We start from the raw sequence: 17,588 nt of genomic DNA on the forward strand, positions 1-17,588 counted from the left end.
AATACTAATCGATCGAGGACTTAACCAAAAAAGTTTGAAACATTCAATGCACCGTTTATCCAGTTTTGAAAGAATAATTCTTTCAAAAAAGGGTTTCAAGATACGAGTAGTTCGAGGAAGAGATGGAGAGAGGGAAGGAGCGTACTCAAGTACGTGACTGACTGAATGACAGAAGCTGACAAAGAAATACGATGTATATTGAAAGCCGATAATAGTCTAGTGATGATGGCAAAGAGGTCACACCCGTTCCCATACCGAACACGGAAGTTAAGCTCTTTAGCGCCGATGGTAGTTGGGGGCTTCCCCCTGTGAGAGTAGGACGTCGCTAGGCACAAAGTAGCCACTGAGAAATCAGTGGTTTTTTTATTATTTTAAAAACTCAGTAAAAAACCCCTAAAAAATGTTAGAATTTAATTGATCTAAATGAACAATTAAAGGGGTGTATTGAGATGGCAACAGGGTTATATAGTGAAAATGTTCAAATTGAAAAAGCAAAGCTACAGGAGTTTATTCAAAATAAAGAGCAATGGGCTGTACTAATACCCGGTTATTTACATCACGAATTTCCGAATGAGCAAAATATGATTTGGGTATTTAAAGGGGATTTTGGTATTATCCAAAAAGATGTAAAGGTTGAGCTTAAGGGCAAGGAGTCAAATCCTAATCAAGTTATGTTTGATTTGGTAGGCTTATCAGATCCAATAAACGGTGACGGTTACTTTGAAATTACACAAAATCAAGACGGTACATGTCAGTTAGTAGGCAATTTAACAATGAAGGCAAGTGGTTTTTTAGCAGGGATGATGAATCCAATTTTAGAGAAGTTTGTACCGCAATTAGTTGAACAGCTAGTACAAGAGATGGCGATAAAGGCTAGTATCTAGTATGTAGGTAGAGAAACTGGCATTAAGTAAATTTTTTTACTATGAAGATTAGAAGGTCATTGCTATTAGATGCAATGATCTTTTTGTATTCATCACCAAAAGAGTTCGAGCTGATATTTTATTAAAACGTTAATAGGCCGGAACTGAAATTACCCTTACGTTACTCGTATATATTACCTGGAATAACTTGACAGACCTTTTTGTGAAGTTTAAATTTGAGTATATATTCAAATTTAAAAACGGTGGTGAAAAAGTTTGATATCAAAGAAGGATAAAATTTTAGAAGCGTCATTAGAGCTTTTTACAAAAAAGGGCTTTACCGCAACAACTACTAAAGAAATAGCATTAAAAAGTGGAGTCGCAGAGGGGCTTATATTTTATTATTTTAAAGATAAAAATGGGCTTCTTAATTATCTTATTCGTGAATTTTCATTTATTGGCTCTCTACAAAATGAGATAAAAGAGCTTTCAAAGATGGAGCCGTATCCAGCGTTAATTAAATTTGGCCAATTATATGCCAATTTTTTATTACATAACAAAAGCTTTTTAACTTTTATTTGGTCCCCAGAAATAGTACAGAACACGAATGTTAGTAAGGATATTGTTGATTTTATAAATACGATGAGTGAACAAGTCAGTTCATTTTTGATAAGAGCTTCTTCATGTACTGTTGAAAAAAAGACAATAGAAACAGCAGCTTCAATGTTTCTTTCTACAATATTAACGCATGTTTTAGTTGAGGAGAGAAAGACAGATAAAATGCCAATTGAAAATAATGATTATATTGAAGAGATAGCAATGCTTGTTTTAAAAGGAATGCAAAATTCACATTAAGTATATTTTTTTGGCTCATGTGGCTGACATTTATTAAAAAAACGATTTATCTTCATTTAGTAGAAGGACCCTACCTCTGAAGGTGGTGAGATGAATGTAGATATGGCTTCTTTTAAATGGATATCCAAGCACCTACTGAAATAGAGAAACGCAGTCTAAGAACGCCAAGTCCTGTGGCAACGACTGAGTAACTAATGACACTAAGTTAGCACTGCACTTTCGCACGAAAAACACCTGTTGGTCTAAAGCCTCCGGACGCAATTATGGTAAGGCGAAATCAACCACACGTTATAGTGAGGAGCTGTTTTTTTTGAGAAACATTTGAGTAATTACTCAATATAAAAGGAGGAATCAGTATGGAACAATGGGTAGGTATTCAAACACTTATTTGGCTTTTCCCTATTATGTTTATTCTTCATGATTTTGAAGAAATTATTATGGGCGAAAAGTGGCTAAATAAGAATTCTACTATTTTATACGAAAGATTGCCGAAAAAAATTGCTGATAGAGTTATGAAACAGTTCTCGATGTCGACAGCGCAGTTTGCGGTAGCAGTAATCGTAATATTCATGTTTGTAAGTAGTTCCACTTTTGTAGCAAATCAGTATGTGAATCAAGGGCCATTTGGAGATATATACTTTTTCACTGTTGTTACGCTAACCTACTTTCTACATGCGTTCACTCACCTGGCACAGTCTATTTTTCTTCGTTCCATTACACCCGGTGCACTCACATCTTTGATAATCGTCATTCCATATAGTTTAATTTTGTATCATTCGTTATTAGTCAATAAAGTCATAACATGGAACATTATTTTTGTATGTTTGCCATTTTGTCTTGTATTGATCCCTGTGGCTTTACTAGCACATTGGATTGGGAAAAAGGTTATATGAATTCCACTTTATTTATATTCATTCAGCAAATGTTTTTGTAACGTAAGTGTTATAATTAACTAAGAATATAACGGAAATGGGTGTTTTGTTTTGCAAAAGAAAAAGCCGATTGTAGAAGGGTTAGAGCGCTTTCGACGACAACAAAATATTTCCTTTCATGTCCCAGGGCATAAGCATGGAGAACTGTCCCATCTTCCTCAGGCATTTAAAGATGTAATGCGCTATGATGTGACTGAATTATCGGGTCTTGATGACTTACATCATCCAGAGGAAATGATATTAGAGGCAGAAAATTTGTTGGCAGATACCTATGGGGCGATGAAAAGTTTCTTTTTAGTTGGTGGATCTACAGTTGGAAATTTAGCGATGATTTATGCCACATGTAAAAAAGGGGATACGATTATTGTCCAACGTAATGCACATAAGTCTATATTTCACGCAATTGAGCTTGTTGGAGCAAAACCTGTATTTGTTTCCCCGCAATGGGATGAACGTACATTAACTGCAACACATGTTTCTTATAAAGATTTAAAAGATGCCGTTGATGATTATCAAGAGGCTCGTGCAGTAGTTTTAACGTATCCTACTTACTATGGTATGACATCTAAAGACATACAGCAGCAGATTGCGTATTGTCATGAGAAAGGTATTCCTGTTTTAGTGGATGAAGCACATGGAGCCCATTTTAGTGCATGTACCTTATTTCAACCATCAGCTTTGACATTTGGTGCAGATGTAGTAGTACAGTCTGCACATAAAACATTGCCTGCTATGACAATGGCATCCTTTATGCATGTTAATTCTAACTTAATCGATGTCGATAAAATAAATCACTATTTACGAATGCTACAATCTAGTAGCCCATCCTATCTTTTATTGGCTTCATTAGATGATGCACGCTATTATATACAGACATATATGGAGAGTGATGGTGCATATATAATAGAAAAAAGGAATCAATGGATAGAGGCATTACGAGCTATTGGCTCTTTGGAAGTTATTGAGGTAGACGACCCTATAAAATTATTGTTACGTGTTGATGGCTATAGCGGTTTTCATTTACAAGAGGCATTAGAAGCAAAGCATGTATATGCAGAACTAGCAGATGCAAATCAAGTATTGCTTGTGCTACCTTTGTTGAAACAGGGGCATAACTATCCATTTGCAGAAATACGTGTCCGTATTAAGGATGCTATAACATTATTGTTAAGTACACCAAAGGCGGAAATAATAACTGCTTCACAAACAGCCTATAATTTTGTGGCCATTACGGAACCAGCCTATACATTTGATGAAATTGAAAAGGCGAAAAAAGAATGGTTACCGTATATGCGAACAATGGGACGAATCTCTGCAAGTATGATTATTCCTTATCCACCAGGTATTCCATTGCTTGTCCCGGGCGAAAAAATAACAGTAGCAAAGCTGAGCCAGTTAGAGGAGCTATTGGCTACTGGTGCAACGTTCCAAGGAAATCACCGTTTAGAAGAAAAGATGATTGAGATCATTAAATAGTTGGAGGCAATAACAGCATGAATTGCAATTTATTTATTACATTTGAAGGTCCAGAGGGTGCTGGAAAAACAACAGTCATTCAAAAAATAGCCGAGCGACTTGCGGAAGAAAATATTGATGTATTAGCAACGAGAGAGCCTGGTGGTATTGACATTGCTGAGAAAATTAGGAGCATTATTTTAAATCCTGAACATACGGCCATGGATGAGCGTACAGAAGCATTATTATACGCAGCGGCGAGAAGTCAGCATTATTTTGAAAAAGTAAGACCTGCGTTGGATGCTGGCAAAATGGTTATTTGCGATCGATTTATCGATTCATCATTAGCATACCAAGGATATGCACGTGGTATCGGCGTTGATGAAGTGTTATCTATTAATGAGTTTGCAATCGGTAAGAAGCTACCCGATATGACAATATTATTTGACCTTGCACCAGAGGTTGGCTTGGCACGGATTCATGCTCATGGAGAGCGAGAAGTAAATCGCTTAGATGTTGAAAGTTTAGCTTTTCATAAGAAGGTTCGGGAAGGATATTTACAGTTAGTGGAGCGTTACCCTGGACGTATACATGTCGTCAATGCAGACCAAAATATTGAACGTGTTGTTGAAGATGTATGGTCATTATTATATGAAGCAATTCAGTAAATGCATGAAGTTGTCTACCACAATGTGATATAATGGTAACATCTATAATCATTCTCTAAATGTCTTCTGCGCGAAAGCGAAGCGACAGCAGCTGAATGCGGATATGGTTCCTATTCAGTAGATATTCAAACACCTACTGAAATAGAGGAACACTGGCGTATGTCTCGGAATCGGAAAGAAGTTTTTAAAGGATGTTAGCCTAAAATCATCGCATCCATGCGATAACGGCTAACGGACCTGCATCGGTAAAAACGCCACGTCCTGTGGCATTACCGAAATGACCGACGTCGTGTCGGCCCTCATGCAGGCCAAAGCACAAAGCCGAATCCGGACACAATTATGCCGAGGCATAATTGATAAAAGGTAACTAAAAATTATTTAGATGAATTTTATCAAAGGGGTGGGTGCGAATGAAGTTAGTCGTAGCTGTAGTGCAAGATCAGGATAGTAGTCGCTTATCGAATGCTTTAACGAAAAATCAGTTTCGCGCAACTAAATTAGCGAGCACAGGGGGATTTTTACGCTCTGGAAATACGACGTTTCTTATTGGGACGGAAGACTCTCTCATACCCAAAGTTTTAGATATTATTCGCGATAATTGTCGAGCAAGAGAACAAATGGTTGCACCTGTTTCTCCATTAGGCGGGAATACAGATTCCTATATACCTTATCCTGTGGAGGTAGAGGTAGGAGGAGCGACTGTTTTTGTATTACCAATTGAACAGTTTCATCATTTTTAATTAAGTGCCACGTTAAACGAGAAGTAAAACACATTATAATTTAGCTTTTGTGAATTTGATAAAGAAAGCAAGTGGGGGCGAAACAGCTTGAAGATCAATCAAGATATACGTGTCGGGTTAAATACTAATCGTAAAGAGCCACTTCATAACAATAATCAAAATAACCGATTTGGAGATATGGTCGTCAAGCAAGGAACCAAATTGCAAACTGAACAGATTACACGATTGCTAGGAGATATTTCTACAGCAGGTGACCGTGTTGCAAGATCACGTAATTTACGAGAACTTGCTCGTTTTAAAATGCTTGTTAAACGATTTCTACAAGAAACGGTAGAGCATGGAATGGATTTAAAGCAATCGCATACATGGAATCGTTTTGGTGAAGGAAGACGCTTGAAAATAATCGAAACTATTGATACGCGTCTTGTAGAGCTTGCGCAAGATATTTTAGATGAAGAAAAGGAAGCAATTGACCTACTTGATAAAATCGGTGAGATTAAAGGCTTATTAATTAATTTGTATATGTAAAACCCGTGTCTCGTTCTCTTGTAGGCGCGGGCTTTTTTCAAATCTATTCAGCAACCAAATTTACAGCACTTGGTTAAGAAATTATTTGCTGCAAACTAATTAACAATGTAACTAATCTATCTGCTCTAAAGCCGCAGATATTTCTGCACAAAAAATGAGCAATAGGAAAGGAAACAATTATGCTATGAGTGTAATTGATATAGGAAGGAATTTAAATATATGGCCAAGAATGTTGAAGAGCTACTCACACTACAACCAGTCGTAATGAAGCAGCTTCAAACGATTTTTGACAAAAATAGATTGGCACATGCATACATTTTTGATGGCGAAAAAGGGACAGGCAAAGTAGATATTCTGCATTTTTTTGTCAAATTAATGCTATGTGAGCAACCAAATCAAAATGTTCCATGTGAAACATGTCGAAATTGCAGACGTGTTGATTCGGGTAATCATCCAAATATTCATCAAATTTATCCAGAAGGTCAATTTATAAAAATTGATCAAATACGTGAATTAATTGCAGAGATGAAGATGATGGGTGTTGAAGAGGGACGTAAGATTTATGTACTTCATCATGCAGACCGTCTCAATATCGCATCTGCAAACATGATACTTAAATTTTTAGAGGAACCTGATGGTGAGGTAACTGCGATTTTGTTAACGGAGCAAATGCAGTCAATTTTACCAACGATTCGCTCTCGCTGCCAGCATATTAAATTTCAAAAAATGCCTCGACATATATTGTTAAAGCATTTGCAAGATAACAACATTTCTTACTCGATGGCTTCTACAGTGAGCATGATGACGAACGAGCTCGAAACAGCTATGATTTTAGCAAATGATGAGCAGTTTGCACATGCTCGAAAAACAGTGTTAAAATTAGTAGAGGCAATTCGTCAGAATGTACATGAAGCAATGCTTGTTGTACATGAAGAATGGTTGCCATTGTTTAAAGAAAAAGGCGAGATGGAGCAGGCATTAGATTTATTACTATTTGCTTACCGTGATATAGTGTCAATAAAAGCTAATCCCGAAGCAGCTTGTACTTACCCAGACATGTTACAGACATTTAAAGAAGCTGCATTACATTCGACTTATGAACGTCTGTCTAGTCAAATGGAGTCTATTTTACAGGCACGTTCATCTTTACAGCGTAACATGAATAGGACGTTAATGATGGAGCAGTTAATGCTAAATCTGCAGGAGGGATATACATTTGTATAATGTAGTGGGAGTCCGCTTTAAAAAAGCGGGTAAAATATATTATTTTGATCCAGCATCATATCTACTAGAGGACAGTCAATATGTCATTGTAGAGACAGCTCGCGGTGTAGAATATGGTAAAGTAGTTGTCCCTCAAAAGGTTGTTGAGGATAATGATGTTGTATTACCACTTAAACAAGTTCTACGACCAGCCGATGAACGTGATCGTATCCAAGTAGAGGAAAATGCTGCCGAATCAAAGCATGCATTTGAACTAGCAAGTACAAAAATCATAGAGCATAATTTAGAAATGAAGCTCGTTGATGTTGAATATACATTTGATCGCAATAAGATCATCTTTTATTTTACAGCTGAAGGACGCGTTGATTTCAGAGATCTTGTAAAAGATTTAGCTTCGGTTTTTAGGACACGTATTGAACTTCGTCAAATTGGTGTCCGTGATGAGGCGAAGCTGTTAGGTGGTATTGGTCCATGTGGCCGGATGCTTTGCTGTTCAACTTTTTTAGGAGATTTTGAGCCGGTTTCTATTAAAATGGCTAAAGATCAAAATTTATCTTTAAATCCATCCAAAATTTCAGGTCTTTGCGGCCGTTTAATGTGCTGCTTGAAGTATGAAAATGATGAATATGAAGAAGCAAAAGAGGGCATGCCCGATATTGGTGAAATGACGATGACACCAGATGGCCGCGGTAAAGTGGTTGGTTTAAATGTACTGGAAAGGCTCATTCAAGTATATTTACAAGAGCAGGAGCGCACAGTCGAGTATACATTAGAAGAACTGCTAGCATGTGAAAAAAATCTTATTTAAGATAGAGAATTGGACGAGGTGGCTTGGGTGAAGGACCGTAATTTCTTAGATACCGTTATGGAGTTCGAACAACAGCTCGAAGCAATGCAGGAGCAATTTGGTGCATTGAAACAATTTGTAGCGTTAATGATGGAGGAGCATAAGACTCTCGAAACAGAAAATCATCACCTTCGTACACGTCTAGAAGAACTACTTTCTAATGAAAACTCTGTACAAGCTACTGATGAGAAGAAAGAGAATCCGTTAGATATTGGCGAGGGTTATGATAACCTAGCACGTTTATACCACGAAGGCTTCCATGTTTGTCATGTTCATTTCGGAAGTTCACGTAAAGGTGAAGACTGTCTGTTTTGTCTATCATTTTTAAATAAACAAAATGTGTAATAGAAGGCTGATTCCCACTATGGTGGTGTCAGTCTTTTGTTTTGTATAGTAGGAGGAGGAAACATGGAAGATTGGTTGAGAGGTGACGAACGGTTAGACTATTTATTAGCTGAGAATTTACGTATTATTCAAAGCCCCTCTGTCTTTTCGTTTTCATTGGATGCAGTGTTACTTTCGAAATTTGTCAATGTCCCATACCATAAAGGGAAAATTGTTGATTTGTGTTCAGGTAATGGTGTAATCCCACTTTTTCTAAGTGCCAGAACAAAGGGACATATTACAGGAGTAGAAATTCAACCACGTTTATTTGATATGGCTGAGCGAAGTATCCGTTACAATAAGTTAGAAGAGCAAATTCATATGGTCCTTGGCGATGTGAAAGAAATTCCTAAGGAGCTTGGTATTGAAAAATATGATGTTGTAACTTGTAATCCACCATATTTTTTAGCACATGAAGCTAGTGATAAAAATTTAAGTGAGCATTACGCTATTGCACGTCATGAACTATATTTAACGTTAGAGGAAGCAATACAATCAGCAAGTAAATTATTAAAACAAGGTGGAAAGGCAGCTTTTGTTCATCGTCCTGGTCGGTTATTAGATATTGTTACGACAATGCGTGCTAATCGTTTAGAGCCTAAACGTATGCAACTTATTTATCCGAAAGAAGGTAAGGAGGCCAATACACTATTAATAGAAGGAATTAAAGACGGTAAACCTGATTTGAAAGTATTACCGCCTCTGTATGTTTATAATGAGAATAATGAATATACAGCAGAAGTGAGAGAAATCCTTTATGGAAAAGAACAATAGCCATTATTTTTATGTGTTAGAATGTGCAGATCAATCCTTTTACGCAGGCTACACGAATAATGTAGATAGACGTGTTGCTGTACATAATGCTGGTAAGGGAGCAAAATATACGAGAGCGCGAGGACCAGTGGAATGCATTTATGTGGAGGAATTCGATACGAAACAAGAGGCGATGCGTGCAGAATATGCTTTTAAACAACTAACACGAACGCAAAAAATGAAATATATAGGGAGGGCTGACTCATGAAATCTCAGAAAAGTACAATGCACGGTCATACAGGGTGTTTATATTTAGTGGCAACGCCTATTGGCAACCTAGAGGATATGAGTGTACGTGCGCTACGTATTTTAAAGGAAGCAGATATTATTGCTGCCGAGGATACACGTAATACAAAGAAGCTATGTAACTACTTTGATATAGGAACACCACTGATAAGCTATCATGAACATAATTTAGAGGTGGGGGGAGAGAAGCTATTAGCCTTCTTACGTGAAGGAAAAACAGTTGCATTAGTTAGTGATGCTGGTCTACCTTGTATTTCCGATCCTGGTGCAGATATAGTCGAAAAAGCAATCGAGCAAGACTTTCCAGTTGTGCCGGTACCAGGTCCCAATGCAGCAATATCAGCATTAATTGCTTCTGGATTAACACCGCAGCCATTTTTCTTTTATGGATTTTTAAATCGAGGAAAAAAGGAACGTCGACAGCAATTAGAGCAACTAAAAAAACGTCAGGAAACTATTTTGTTTTATGAGGCTCCTCATCGTTTAAAGGACACTTTGAAAGATATGGAAACTATTCTTGGAAATCGTCGAATTGTATTAGCTCGCGAGTTAACTAAAAAATTTGAAGAGTTTTTACGTGGTACGGTGGCTGAAGCAGTGGAATGGTCACAAACAGAGGAAGTTCGAGGAGAATTTTGTATTGTCCTTGAAGGAAACGAGAATGCTGAGGAAGAAAATAGTGAAGAAGCCTATTGGATAACAATGTCTATCGTTGAACATGTTGATTATATTATTGATCATACAGGTGTTACATCAAAAGAAGCTATAAAGGAAGTAGCAAAACTACGTCAAGTTGCGAAGCGAGACGTCTATAATGAATACCATAGTTAATGGAAAGAAAGAGGTTGCCTAAATAGGGCGACCTCTTTTTTGTATATCTATTTAAATAAGTGGCACATCACAATAACGTATGGTTGATTTCCGTTCCGGCTGGGCGCTTTGTCGCTAATCCTCAAGGAGTCGCCCAGCCGGAACGAAGATCAACTAATATTCCTAGTATACGTTTTAACAAATGTCATACCTAACCTTTAGTGAAGAGTATAGAAAATCATTTGAATTGATAATAATTGTAAAAGATAGTACCCTTAATCATGAAAGGTCTGACATGGACATTATAAGGGACTTAAGAATTGGTTATATTATATTTAATTATGCATACACAATTATCCGCCAAGGCGATATTAAAAAAACAAAACACCTAAATCACTGTGTTTGATTTAGGTGTATATCAAATTATTTTTTTAAGTTAGATTGAATTTCTTTCACTAACATTTCTGCGCCTTCAGGACTTAAAATTAATTTGCCTCCAACTAGACGGAAGTTATCATCAGAAACTTCACCAGTTACAGCACATGTCATGTTAGGCATATATTTTTTTAAGATGATTTTGTCATCATCAACATAGATTTCTAAAGCGTCTTTTTCTGCAATACCTAATGTACGGCGTAGTTCGATTGGAATTACTACACGACCTAATTCATCGACTTTACGAACGATTCCTGTTGATTTCATAATTATTTTTCCTCCTAATATTAAAGGTTATATTGGTATTTCGTCAAATTTCGACATAATTTCCTTGTCTGATAGTTATCATACCAAGTAATGCCATAAACGTCAATTAATTAATGCACTAATATTATTGTTTTGAAAAAAATTTTTGAGGAGAAAACAGATATTTTGGTTATTTTAAAAGGTTTTTATTATATATTTTAATTTATAGTAAAAAAGCTTCTTATTTAAGACATTAAATGGATTGATTATATCATTCGACATTTTTCGCGAATAATAAACTTTCATTGAAACGAATTTCGTACTTAGTTAGAATAGATAGTATATTGTGAAACAATGGAGGCAGTTCATGTGAGCGAACAAAATAAAACATTCTATATAACAACCCCTATTTATTACCCAAGTGGGAAATTCCATATTGGTACAGCGTATACAACTGTAGCATCAGATACAATTGCACGTTATAAACGTTTACGTGGTTATGATGTACGTTTTTTAACTGGAATGGATGAGCATGGGCAAAAAATTCAAGAAAAAGCGGCAGAAGCGGGCAAACATCCACAAGAATACGTGAATGAAATTGCAGATGCTGCGAAAAAGCTTTGGGCATTAATGGACATTTCATATGATGACTTTATTCAGACAACGCAAGAGCGTCATACGATAACTGTCGAAAAGATTTTTCAAAAGTTTTTAGATAATGGTGATATTTATAAAGGTGAGTATGAAGGTTGGTACTGTACACCATGCGAATCATTCTTTACTGAGACACAATTAGTAGATGGTAACTGTCCAGACTGTGGTCGTCCAGTTCACAAAGTTAAAGAGGAATCTTACTTCTTTAATATGAAGAAATACGCAGATCGTCTTTTAGCTTATTATGAAGAAAACCTTGGATTCATTGAGCCTGAATCTCGAAAAAATGAAATGATTAATAACTTCATTAAACCAGGGTTAGAAGATTTATCTGTTTCAAGAACTTCATTTGATTGGGGCATTAAAGTTCCTGGAGACCCTAAACATGTAATTTATGTATGGGTGGATGCCTTAACTAACTATATAACGTCATTAGGTTATCTTTCAGAGGATGAAACATTATTCAATAAATATTGGCCGGCAGATGTACATGTAGTTGGTAAAGATATCGTTCGATTCCATACTATATATTGGCCAATTTTCTTAATGGCACTAGATTTACCACTTCCTAAAAAAGTATTTGCCCATGGTTTTATAATGATGAAAGACGGTAAAATGTCTAAATCAAAGGGCAATGTTATTTATCCAGAAATGTTAATAGAGCGTTATGGCTTAGATGCGACACGATATTTCCTATTGCGTGAGTTACCATTCGGCTCTGATGGTGTATTTTCGCCAGAATCTTTTGTTGAACGTACAAACTTCGACTTAGCAAACGATTTAGGAAATTTATTGAATCGTACTATTTCAATGATTAATAAATATTTCGACGGCATTATTCCAACTGAAAATCTTCAGTCGACAGAATTTGATGCGGCTTTAAAAGAGCAGGCTGAGTCGGTACGTATTAAATATGAAGAAAGTATGGAAAAAATGCAATTTAGTGTCGTATTATCCGACGTATGGACGCTTGTTTCAAGAACAAATAAATATATAGATGAAACTCAACCATGGGTACTTGCAAAAGAGGAATCAGATAAGCCAAAATTAGGCGCTACTATGCGAAATTTGGCGGAAAGTCTACACCAAATTGCTGTCATGTTACAACCATTTATGACATCTACTCCTAAACGAATTATTGAACAATTAGGCTTGGATGACAAATTCTTAGCATGGGAAACAATTGAAACATTCGGCAATACTATTCCAGCAAACATTAAAGTGGTAGAAAAAGGGATTCCGATTTTCCCTCGTTTAGAGAGTGAAGTTGAAATTACGTATATTCGTGAGGAAATGCGTGGTTCAGTGAAAACTCCACAAGAGGAAGAAGCAAAAGAAGAGCAAAAAGAAGCGGAGATTCCAGAAATTCCTGAAATTACTATCGATGATTTTATGAAAATTGATTTACGTGTAGCTACTGTAACAGCGTGTGAAACTGTTCCGAAAGCAGACAAATTATTAAAGCTGCAAGTGGATCTTGGATATGAGCAACGACAAGTAGTTTCAGGTATTGCAAAGTTCTATTCTCCTGATGAATTAATTGGTCAAAAAGTGATTGTAGTCACTAACTTAAAGCCCGTTAAATTACGAGGTGAATTATCGCAAGGAATGATTCTAGCTGGTGAAAAAGATGGAATTTTAAAATTAGCATCGGTGGATCCAAAACTAGAGAATGGTGCAAAAGTAAAGTAAAAAATTTTTAGGAAGGCCTGCTGAATGCAAAAAATTCAGCAGGCTTTTAAAATCCGCTTTGAAAATGAGTATTTTATTATCTTGAAATAATTTATGCAGAGTAATTAATAGGTTTTTTTAGGTATATAGTAACGAACACGGTGTCTGGGATTGTGTGAAATGTTATAATACTAAATTGTTTGTAACGAAATTGTAACACTTACGCAAAATATGAAATAATAATTTTTAATAAAATCTATGTTAGGAGAATGAAGATGTTCATTGATACACATGTACACTTAAATGCAGATCAGTATGAAGAAGACTTACAAGAGGTCATAGATAGAGCTCTTGAAGCCAAAGTGGAAACGATGGTTGTTGTTGGTTTCGACCGCAAAACTATTGAAAAAACAATGCAACTGGTTGAACAATATGATTTTGTTTATGGTGTCATTGGCTGGCACCCGGTTGACGCCATTGATTGTACACAAGAGGATTTAAATTGGATTGAGGAATTAGCAGCACATCCAAAAATAGTGGGTATTGGTGAAACTGGATTGGACTACTATTGGGATAAATCCCCGAAAGATGTCCAACAAGCACTTTTCCGCAAGCAAATTCATTTAGCGCAAAAGCTGAATTTACCAATCATTATTCATAACAGGGATGCAACTGGAGATGTTGTACAAATTTTACGTGAAGAAAATGCTGCTTCCGTGGGAGGCGTTATGCACTGTTATAGTGGCAGTGTGGAAACCGCACATGAATGTATTGCTATGAATTTTATGATTAGTCTTGGTGGACCGGTGACATTTAAAAATGCACGAATGCCGAAGGAAGTGGCGACAGAAATACCTTTAGAGCATTTGATGATCGAAACAGATGCACCGTATTTAGCGCCCCATCCATATCGAGGTAAACGTAATGAGCCAGCTTTAGTGCCGTTAGTTGCAGAAGAAATTGCTCGTTTAAAAGGATTAACGATTGAGGAAATTGGACAGGTAACAACGGCCAATGCGAAAAAATTTTTTAGGATTGACAATTAACTAGCTGAGATGCCTCCAATACTGAGTTTGTGGTTGGCTAAAAAGGTGATGTCAATTTTCTTAGAAATACATTCGGGTTGACAGTGCCAAATCTAGTACGTATAATCCAACTTTGTATTAAGGAGGCGTTTTTTCATGTCAAATAATTCCATGAAAAACTTGTTCTTAGGATCATTGAGGAGTAAGCAAACAGTGATAAGCATTATTTCACTTGTCCTGTTTGTATCTGTAATTTCATTTGTACTTTATCAAGGTACTAAAAAAACCGTAACGCTTGATGCGCACGGGGAAACAATCGAAGTAACAACACATGCCAAAACTGTAGAACAATTATTACAAGATCAAAATATAGACGTAGCAGAGCATGATAAAATAACACCCTCTCTGAATACCAAAATTGCTAATGGATTAGCAATTTCATGGGAACAGGCAAAAGAAGTAACAATTTCAGTTGATGGAAATCAGTCAAAAGTTTGGACAACTGAAACACAAGTGAAAGACATTTTGAAAGAAGCAAATATTGAAGTATCACAACATGACGCTTTAGTACAAGGTCTAGATACAGAAATAGGAGCAGACAACAAGATCGATATTCAAAAAGCGTTTCAAGTATCGCTTGTCGATGGCGTTAACGAAAGACAAGTATGGTCCACTTCGACTACGGTCGCTAACTTTTTAAAACAACAAGGAATTCAACTAAATGAATTCGATCGTGTCGAAAATAACCTGAAGGACGTAATCACTCCGCAGAGTAAAATCACAGTAGTTCGCGTAGAAAAGGTTATCGATGTAGTGGAAGACTCTTTAGATTTCGCAATTGAAAAGAAGCAGGATGCTTCATTGCAAAAGGGAAAACAAAAAGTTGTAACAGCAGGCCAACAAGGTTTAATGTCTAAAACGTATGAGATCGTAAAAGAGAATGGCCAAGTTGTAGCTAAAAATCTACAAGCTGAAAAAGTTGTAAAAGAACCGAAAAAGCAAGTGGTTGCAGTAGGTACTAAAACTGTAGTAGCAAGTGCTGCGACTGTATCACGTGGTTCATCAGAGCCAGCTAGTGGTAAAGAATTTTATGTAACGGCAACCGCTTATACACCTAATTGTAACGGCTGCTCGGGGATATCTGCCACTGGAATTAATTTAAAATCAGGCTCTGGATTGAAAGTAATTGCTGTAGATCCTTCTGTTATTAAGCTTGGCTCAAAAGTTTGGGTTGAAGGCTATGGAACAGCTATAGCAGGGGATACTGGTGGTGCAATTAAGGGTAATCGGATCGACATACTTGTACAATCTGAATCTCAAGCTAGTAATTGGGGAGTAAGGAAAGTGCGTGTGAAAGTATTAAATTAAAAAAATTGTAAAATTAATCAAATATGTTTTTCACTATTAGTAGCTTTCCTGTTTTGACTGGCGGGAAAGCTTTTTATCTTTTTCAGTAAGTTGTTCTGGAGGATAAAACATAGCTATATATACATAAATTAAGCTGTAACGGTTACTGCATAATCTGCTCGAAAGTGAAGTGTCAACAATAGCAAAGTTGAGGGAGAATGTTATAAGAAGGTGAATAGCCGTGTATTTCTGTACAATAGTACAGTGCAGTTGTAAAATGGTCTGAAGATAAGGTAGAAAAGAGGAGCCTTTTTGCAAATAAAAGAAATCATTGTTGTTGAAGGAAAAGATGATACAACAGCTATTAAGCGAGCTGTACAAGCAGATACAATAGAAACAAATGGATCGGCTATTTCAGAGGAAACACTGAAGAGAATTCAACATGCACAGGATAAAAGAGGTGTTATTGTTTTTACTGATCCAGATTATCCAGGACGTCGAATTCGTGCCATTATCGAGGAGCATGTAAAAGGTGTAAAACACGCTTTTTTACCGAAAGCTAAAACAATTGCGAAGAACGGTAAAGGACTAGGTATTGAGCATGCAGCGGATGAAGATATACGCGAGGCACTACGACATGTTTATACCCCTAATGATGTTGAGCCAACCAGTGATGACATTACGCTCGAAGATTTAATGACGGCCCATTTAATTGGCCATCAACAGGCGAAAATTCGTCGTGATCGTCTTGGGGAAATTTTGAATATTGGTGCAACAAACGGTAAACAACTTCATAAAAGATTAAAAATGTTTCAAATCACAGAAAAGCAATTTGGTGCGGCAGTCGCACAGTTAGATCAGGAGGAAAACGATGCATAAGGATATTGCAACACCAATTAGAACACAAGAAATTTTAAAAAAATATGGATTTTCATTTAAAAAAAGCTTAGGTCAAAATTTTTTAATAGATCCGAACATTTTACGAAATATTGTTAGTCATGCAAATTTAACTGAAAATAGTGGTGCAATCGAAGTTGGTCCTGGCATTGGAGCGTTAACAGAGCATTTAGCGAGAAGTGCAAAAAAGGTTGTATCTTTTGAAATTGATCAACGATTATTACCTGTATTAGAAGACACGCTAAGTCCATATAATAATGTGACTATTGTACATTCAGACATTTTAAAAGCAGATGTTGCTAAGGTAATTCAGGAAGAGATGCCAGGTATTGAGGATATTATGGTTGTAGCGAATTTACCTTATTATGTGACGACTCCGATTTTATTGAAATTACTCAATGATCGTTTGCCAATTCGCGGTTTTGTTGTCATGATGCAAAAGGAAGTCGCAGATCGTATTACGGCTAAACCTGGAACGAAGGAGTACGGTTCTTTATCAATTGCGATTCAATATTATGTAAAGGCTGAGATTGCCATGACGGTACCGAAAACTGTGTTTATGCCTCAGCCAAATGTGGATTCTGCGGTAATCCGTCTTATTAAACATGATGAGCCTCCAGTAAAGGTAATTGACGAGGACTTCTTATTCGTTGTAACTCGAGCGTCATTCGTACAGCGTCGAAAAACAATTTTTAATAATTTGCAATCAGGTTTACCAAATGGAAAGGAACATAAGGAGAAAATTTTAGAAGCCTTAACAGCAGTAAGTATTGAACCAACACGTCGAGGAGAAACGCTTACTATACAAGAGTTTGGGAAATTGGCAGATGCACTATATCCAACGTTTGCAAAGTAAAACTTTTTTGTTAACATTTTTGATTTTACGTAAAAAAACTTATTTTTTCATAAAAAATAAGTTGACAACATTTATTCCATGCTGATAAAATA

General features: G+C 36.5%; 19 protein-coding genes and 1 rRNA gene. 19 read left to right on the top strand and 1 reads right to left on the bottom strand.

The genetic code is table 11. From position 1 onward, the window contains the following. Positions 1-215 precede the first annotated feature (215 nt). The 14 genes from rrf (at position 216) to rsmI (ending at position 10,386) form a co-directional block, all read left to right on the top strand. Positions 216-331, top strand: a 5S ribosomal RNA gene (rrf, locus tag AMS59_RS19010). Positions 332-449: 118 nt separating this feature from the next. Further along, positions 450-884, top strand: a complete 435-nt coding sequence (locus tag AMS59_RS19015) for an SRPBCC domain-containing protein (RefSeq protein ID WP_053485300.1) — start codon at positions 450-452, stop codon at positions 882-884. A gap of 255 nt (positions 885-1,139) precedes the next feature. Then, positions 1,140-1,718: a TetR/AcrR family transcriptional regulator gene (locus AMS59_RS19020; RefSeq protein WP_053485301.1), complete on the top strand. Its 579-nt coding sequence runs from the start codon at positions 1,140-1,142 to the stop codon at positions 1,716-1,718. 356 nt (positions 1,719-2,074) lie between these two features. Next, positions 2,075-2,611, top strand: a complete 537-nt coding sequence (locus tag AMS59_RS19025; protein ID WP_053485302.1) for an HXXEE domain-containing protein — start codon at positions 2,075-2,077, stop codon at positions 2,609-2,611. 90 nt (positions 2,612-2,701) lie between these two features. After that, complete coding sequence (locus tag AMS59_RS19030) at positions 2,702-4,126, top strand: aminotransferase class I/II-fold pyridoxal phosphate-dependent enzyme (RefSeq protein ID WP_053485303.1); 1,425 nt, start codon at positions 2,702-2,704, stop codon at positions 4,124-4,126. Positions 4,127-4,143: 17 nt separating this feature from the next. After that, positions 4,144-4,773: a dTMP kinase gene (tmk, locus tag AMS59_RS19035; protein WP_053485304.1), complete on the top strand. Its 630-nt coding sequence runs from the start codon at positions 4,144-4,146 to the stop codon at positions 4,771-4,773. Positions 4,774-5,183: 410 nt separating this feature from the next. After that, positions 5,184-5,513 carry a cyclic-di-AMP receptor gene (locus AMS59_RS19040; protein WP_049667342.1) on the top strand — a complete coding sequence of 110 codons (330 nt, stop codon included), beginning with the start codon at positions 5,184-5,186 and terminating at the stop codon, positions 5,511-5,513. 87 nt (positions 5,514-5,600) lie between these two features. After that, positions 5,601-6,041, top strand: coding sequence for a YaaR family protein (locus tag AMS59_RS19045; protein ID WP_053485305.1), 441 nt, complete (start codon positions 5,601-5,603; stop codon positions 6,039-6,041). Between the two features lie 219 nt (positions 6,042-6,260). Then, positions 6,261-7,265 (top strand): DNA polymerase III subunit delta', encoded by a 1,005-nt coding sequence (gene holB, locus AMS59_RS19050; protein WP_053485306.1) that lies wholly within the window; start codon positions 6,261-6,263, stop codon positions 7,263-7,265. Further along, positions 7,258-8,073 (top strand): stage 0 sporulation family protein, encoded by an 816-nt coding sequence (locus AMS59_RS19055; protein WP_053485307.1) that lies wholly within the window; start codon positions 7,258-7,260, stop codon positions 8,071-8,073. Before holB ends, AMS59_RS19055 begins: the two co-directional genes overlap by 8 nt. Before the next feature lie 27 nt (positions 8,074-8,100). Then, positions 8,101-8,457: a DNA replication initiation control protein YabA gene (gene yabA / locus AMS59_RS19060; protein ID WP_053485308.1), complete on the top strand. Its 357-nt coding sequence runs from the start codon at positions 8,101-8,103 to the stop codon at positions 8,455-8,457. Positions 8,458-8,520: 63 nt separating this feature from the next. Then, positions 8,521-9,270, top strand: a complete 750-nt coding sequence (locus tag AMS59_RS19065; protein WP_053485309.1) for a tRNA1(Val) (adenine(37)-N6)-methyltransferase — start codon at positions 8,521-8,523, stop codon at positions 9,268-9,270. Next, on the top strand, positions 9,254-9,517 hold the full coding sequence (locus tag AMS59_RS19070; protein ID WP_053485310.1) for a GIY-YIG nuclease family protein: 264 nt from the start codon (positions 9,254-9,256) through the stop codon (positions 9,515-9,517). Before AMS59_RS19065 ends, AMS59_RS19070 begins: the two co-directional genes overlap by 17 nt. Then, on the top strand, positions 9,514-10,386 hold the full coding sequence (rsmI, locus tag AMS59_RS19075) for a 16S rRNA (cytidine(1402)-2'-O)-methyltransferase (protein ID WP_053485311.1): 873 nt from the start codon (positions 9,514-9,516) through the stop codon (positions 10,384-10,386). The genes AMS59_RS19070 and rsmI overlap by 4 nt, the downstream gene beginning before the upstream one ends. Positions 10,387-10,788: 402 nt before the next feature. Here rsmI and AMS59_RS19080 read toward each other — a convergent pair whose 3' ends face one another. Further along, complete coding sequence (locus AMS59_RS19080) at positions 10,789-11,067, bottom strand: AbrB/MazE/SpoVT family DNA-binding domain-containing protein (RefSeq protein ID WP_004229214.1); 279 nt, start codon at positions 11,065-11,067, stop codon at positions 10,789-10,791. A 348-nt stretch (positions 11,068-11,415) separates the two neighbouring features. On the opposite strand from AMS59_RS19080, the gene metG reads away from it, so the two are divergent. The 5 genes from metG to rsmA all read left to right on the top strand — a co-directional run bounded on the left by metG (position 11,416) and on the right by rsmA (position 17,496). Next, positions 11,416-13,392 carry a methionine--tRNA ligase gene (gene metG, locus AMS59_RS19085; RefSeq protein ID WP_053485312.1) on the top strand — a complete coding sequence of 659 codons (1,977 nt, stop codon included), beginning with the start codon at positions 11,416-11,418 and terminating at the stop codon, positions 13,390-13,392. Between the two features lie 254 nt (positions 13,393-13,646). Next, the gene (locus tag AMS59_RS19090) at positions 13,647-14,417 is read left to right on the top strand and encodes a TatD family hydrolase (RefSeq protein WP_053485313.1); all 771 of its coding nucleotides are present in this window, start codon (positions 13,647-13,649) and stop codon (positions 14,415-14,417) included. Between the two features lie 135 nt (positions 14,418-14,552). Beyond that, complete coding sequence (locus AMS59_RS19095) at positions 14,553-15,764, top strand: G5 and 3D domain-containing protein (protein WP_053485314.1); 1,212 nt, start codon at positions 14,553-14,555, stop codon at positions 15,762-15,764. 291 nt (positions 15,765-16,055) lie between these two features. Next, the gene (rnmV, locus tag AMS59_RS19100; protein WP_053485315.1) at positions 16,056-16,622 is read left to right on the top strand and encodes a ribonuclease M5; all 567 of its coding nucleotides are present in this window, start codon (positions 16,056-16,058) and stop codon (positions 16,620-16,622) included. Beyond that, positions 16,615-17,496 carry a 16S rRNA (adenine(1518)-N(6)/adenine(1519)-N(6))-dimethyltransferase RsmA gene (rsmA, locus tag AMS59_RS19105; RefSeq protein WP_053485316.1) on the top strand — a complete coding sequence of 294 codons (882 nt, stop codon included), beginning with the start codon at positions 16,615-16,617 and terminating at the stop codon, positions 17,494-17,496. The genes rnmV and rsmA overlap by 8 nt, the downstream gene beginning before the upstream one ends. Positions 17,497-17,588 lie beyond the last annotated feature (92 nt).

Source organism: Lysinibacillus sp. FJAT-14745, from assembly GCF_001275675.1.
In the GTDB taxonomy this organism is placed as follows: Bacteria; Bacillota; Bacilli; order Bacillales_A; family Planococcaceae; genus Lysinibacillus.